This is a genomic window from Streptomyces sp. NPDC001880 (assembly GCF_053594575.1).
On the sequence record NZ_JBSFET010000184.1, the window covers coordinates 1 to 5,284 of the forward strand.

The following is a 5,284-nucleotide window of genomic DNA, read 5'->3' on the forward strand; positions in this document are numbered from 1 at the left end:
AACACAGTGGACGCGAGCAACTGAGGACAAGCCCTCGGCCTATTAGTACCAGTCAGCTCCACCCGTTACCGGGCTTCCACATCTGGCCTATCAACCCAGTCGTCTACTGGGAGCCTTAACCAATCAAGTTGGTGGGAATACTCATCTCGAAGCAGGCTTCCCGCTTAGATGCTTTCAGCGGTTATCCTTTCCGAACGTAGCCAACCAGCCATGCCCTTGGCAGAACAACTGGCACACCAGAGGTTCGTCCGTCCCGGTCCTCTCGTACTAGGGACAGCCCTTCTCAATATTCCTACGCGCACAGCGGATAGGGACCGAACTGTCTCACGACGTTCTAAACCCAGCTCGCGTACCGCTTTAATGGGCGAACAGCCCAACCCTTGGGACCGACTCCAGCCCCAGGATGCGACGAGCCGACATCGAGGTGCCAAACCATCCCGTCGATATGGACTCTTGGGGAAGATCAGCCTGTTATCCCCGGGGTACCTTTTATCCGTTGAGCGACAGCGCTTCCACAAGCCACTGCCGGATCACTAGTCCCGACTTTCGTCCCTGCTCGACCCGTCGGTCTCACAGTCAAGCTCCCTTGTGCACTTACACTCAACACCTGATTGCCAACCAGGCTGAGGGAACCTTTGGGCGCCTCCGTTACTCTTTAGGAGGCAACCGCCCCAGTTAAACTACCCATCAGACACTGTCCCTGATCCGGATCACGGACCCAGGTTAGACATCCAGCACGACCAGAGTGGTATTTCAACGACGACTCCACAACCACTGGCGTGGCCGCTTCAAAGTCTCCCACCTATCCTACACAAGCCGAACCGAACACCAATATCAAACTGTAGTAAAGGTCCCGGGGTCTTTCCGTCCTGCTGCGCGAAACGAGCATCTTTACTCGTAGTGCAATTTCACCGGGCCTATGGTTGAGACAGTCGAGAAGTCGTTACGCCATTCGTGCAGGTCGGAACTTACCCGACAAGGAATTTCGCTACCTTAGGATGGTTATAGTTACCACCGCCGTTTACTGGCGCTTAAGTTCTCAGCTTCGCCGACCCGAAAGTCAGCTAACCGGTCCCCTTAACGTTCCAGCACCGGGCAGGCGTCAGTCCGTATACATCGCCTTACGGCTTCGCACGGACCTGTGTTTTTAGTAAACAGTCGCTTCTCGCTGGTCTCTGCGGCCACCCCCAGCTCAAGGCGCAAAGCCCATCACCAGGAATGGCCCCCCTTCTCCCGAAGTTACGGGGGCATTTTGCCGAGTTCCTTAACCATAGTTCACCCGAACGCCTCGGTATTCTCTACCTGACCACCTGAGTCGGTTTAGGGTACGGGCCGCCATGAAACTCGCTAGAGGCTTTTCTCGACAGCATAGGATCATCCACTTCACCACAATCGGCTCGGCATCAGGTCTCAGCCTTAACGTGTGACGGATTTACCTACCACACGGCCTACACCCTTACCCCGGGACAACCACCGCCCGGGCTGGACTACCTTCCTGCGTCACCCCATCGCTTACCTACTACAAGTCTGGTTCATCGGCTCCACCACTACCCTCAACTCCGAAGAGATCGGGCCGGCTTCACGGACTTAGCATCGCCTGATTCAGTATTGGGCGTTTCAAAGCGGGTACCGGAATATCAACCGGTTGTCCATCGACTACGCCTGTCGGCCTCGCCTTAGGTCCCGACTTACCCTGGGCAGATCAGCTTGACCCAGGAACCCTTAGTCAATCGGCGCACACGTTTCTCACGTGTGTATCGCTACTCATGCCTGCATTCTCACTCGTGAACCGTCCACAACTCGCTTCCGCGGCTGCTTCACCCGGCACACGACGCTCCCCTACCCATCCCAGCAGGCGTTAGCCCCACACTGGAATGACACGACTTCGGCGGTACGCTTGAGCCCCGCTACATTGTCGGCGCGGAATCACTTGACCAGTGAGCTATTACGCACTCTTTCAAGGGTGGCTGCTTCTAAGCCAACCTCCTGGTTGTCTCTGCGACTCCACATCCTTTCCCACTTAGCGTACGCTTAGGGGCCTTAGTCGATGCTCTGGGCTGTTTCCCTCTCGACCATGGAGCTTATCCCCCACAGTCTCACTGCCGCGCTCTCACTTACCGGCATTCGGAGTTTGGCTAAGGTCAGTAACCCGGTAGGGCCCATCGCCTATCCAGTGCTCTACCTCCGGCAAGAAACACACGACGCTGCACCTAAATGCATTTCGGGGAGAACCAGCTATCACGGAGTTTGATTGGCCTTTCACCCCTAACCACAGGTCATCCCCCAGGTTTTCAACCCTGGTGGGTTCGGTCCTCCACGAAGTCTTACCTCCGCTTCAACCTGCCCATGGCTAGATCACTCCGCTTCGGGTCTTGAGCGTGCTACTCAACCGCCCTGTTCGGACTCGCTTTCGCTACGGCTTCCCCACACGGGTTAACCTCGCAACACACCGCAAACTCGCAGGCTCATTCTTCAAAAGGCACGCAGTCACGACATGCAAGCAAGCTTGCATGCGACGCTCCCACGGCTTGTAGGCACACGGTTTCAGGTACTATTTCACTCCGCTCCCGCGGTACTTTTCACCATTCCCTCACGGTACTATCCGCTATCGGTCACCAGGGAATATTTAGGCTTAGCGGGTGGTCCCGCCAGATTCACACGGGATTTCTCGGGCCCCGTGCTACTTGGGTGTCTCTCAAACAAGCCGCCGATGTTTCAGCTACGGGGGTCTTACCCTCTACGCCGGACCTTTCGCATGTCCTTCGCCTACATCAACGGTTTCTGACTCGTCTCACGGCCGGCAGACCGCAAAAGAGAGATCCCACAACCCCACATGCGCAACCCCTGCCGGGTATCACACGCATACGGTTTGGCCTCATCCAGTTTCGCTCGCCACTACTCCCGGAATCACGGTTGTTTTCTCTTCCTGAGGGTACTGAGATGTTTCACTTCCCCTCGTTCCCTCCACACTGCCTATGTGTTCAGCAGCGGGTGACAGCCCATGACGACTGCCGGGTTTCCCCATTCGGACACCCCCGGATCAAAGCTCGGTTGACAGCTCCCCGGGGCCTATCGTGGCCTCCCACGTCCTTCATCGGTTCCTGGTGCCAAGGCATCCACCGTGCGCCCTTAAAAACTTGGCCACAGATGCTCGCGTCCACTGTGCAGTTCTCAAACAACGACCAGCCACCCATCACCCCGCTCCGAAGAACAGGTTCACTGGGACCGGCAACTGAAGGCGACCACACGGCCGTACCCTCAGATACCCAACAACGTGCCCGACCCGACCGGCCATCCCCCACGTTCCACGCCGAAGCAGTACTAGTGAAAAACAACCCGCCGTGCCGAATAGTCAACGTTCCACCCATGAGCTGACCACCGTCGGACACTTGCCGACGTAGTGGCTCTGGATCCCTTACGGAATCTAGATGCTCCTTAGAAAGGAGGTGATCCAGCCGCACCTTCCGGTACGGCTACCTTGTTACGACTTCGTCCCAATCGCCAGTCCCACCTTCGACAGCTCCCTCCCACAAGGGGTTGGGCCACCGGCTTCGGGTGTTACCGACTTTCGTGACGTGACGGGCGGTGTGTACAAGGCCCGGGAACGTATTCACCGCAGCAATGCTGATCTGCGATTACTAGCAACTCCGACTTCATGGGGTCGAGTTGCAGACCCCAATCCGAACTGAGACCGGCTTTTTGAGATTCGCTCCGCCTCGCGGCATCGCAGCTCATTGTACCGGCCATTGTAGCACGTGTGCAGCCCAAGACATAAGGGGCATGATGACTTGACGTCGTCCCCACCTTCCTCCGAGTTGACCCCGGCAGTCTCCTGTGAGTCCCCATCACCCCGAAGGGCATGCTGGCAACACAGAACAAGGGTTGCGCTCGTTGCGGGACTTAACCCAACATCTCACGACACGAGCTGACGACAGCCATGCACCACCTGTACACCGACCACAAGGGGGGCACCATCTCTGATGCTTTCCGGTGTATGTCAAGCCTTGGTAAGGTTCTTCGCGTTGCGTCGAATTAAGCCACATGCTCCGCTGCTTGTGCGGGCCCCCGTCAATTCCTTTGAGTTTTAGCCTTGCGGCCGTACTCCCCAGGCGGGGAACTTAATGCGTTAGCTGCGGCACCGACGACGTGGAATGTCGCCAACACCTAGTTCCCAACGTTTACGGCGTGGACTACCAGGGTATCTAATCCTGTTCGCTCCCCACGCTTTCGCTCCTCAGCGTCAGTAATGGCCCAGAGATCCGCCTTCGCCACCGGTGTTCCTCCTGATATCTGCGCATTTCACCGCTACACCAGGAATTCCGATCTCCCCTACCACACTCTAGCCTGCCCGTATCGAATGCAGACCCGGGGTTAAGCCCCGGGCTTTCACATCCGACGCGACAAGCCGCCTACGAGCTCTTTACGCCCAATAATTCCGGACAACGCTTGCGCCCTACGTATTACCGCGGCTGCTGGCACGTAGTTAGCCGGCGCTTCTTCTGCAGGTACCGTCACTCTCGCTTCTTCCCTGCTGAAAGAGGTTTACAACCCGAAGGCCGTCATCCCTCACGCGGCGTCGCTGCATCAGGCTTTCGCCCATTGTGCAATATTCCCCACTGCTGCCTCCCGTAGGAGTCTGGGCCGTGTCTCAGTCCCAGTGTGGCCGGTCGCCCTCTCAGGCCGGCTACCCGTCGTCGCCTTGGTAGGCCATCACCCCACCAACAAGCTGATAGGCCGCGGGCTCATCCTTCACCGCCGGAGCTTTCAACCCCGTCCCATGCGGGACAGAGTGTTATCCGGTATTAGACCCCGTTTCCAGGGCTTGTCCCAGAGTGAAGGGCAGATTGCCCACGTGTTACTCACCCGTTCGCCACTAATCCACCCCGAAGGGCTTCATCGTTCGACTTGCATGTGTTAAGCACGCCGCCAGCGTTCGTCCTGAGCCAGGATCAAACTCTCCGTGAATGTTTTCCCGTGATCGGGACAACACAACACGAGAGCGGAACGACCGGACGGAATAAGACCGGTCGTTCACAGCGTCCTCGCTGTGTAATTGCCTGCCGGGTCAGTGACCCCGCAGGACTTTCAAAGGAACCTCCAACCTGCCGAAGCAGGCCGGGGTATCAACATATCTGGCGTTGACTTTTGGCACGCTGTTGAGTTCTCAAGGAACGGACGCTTCCTTTGTACTCACCCTCTCGGGCTTTCCTCCGGGCTTTTCCCTTCGGTCTTGCGTTTCCGACTCTATCAGACTCTTTCGTGTCCGATTCCCGGTCGAAGCGGG

At 57.4% G+C, this 5,284-nt stretch carries 2 rRNA genes; both read right to left on the minus strand.

Annotated features, from left to right (window positions below):
• Positions 1-22 precede the first annotated feature (22 nt).
• Positions 23-3,143 (minus strand): 23S ribosomal RNA (locus ACWCQ6_RS35570).
• Between the two features lie 296 nt (positions 3,144-3,439).
• Positions 3,440-4,965, minus strand: a 16S ribosomal RNA gene (locus ACWCQ6_RS35575).
• The 16S and 23S rRNA genes sit together here, the layout of an rRNA operon.
• Positions 4,966-5,284: the final 319 nt, after the last annotated feature.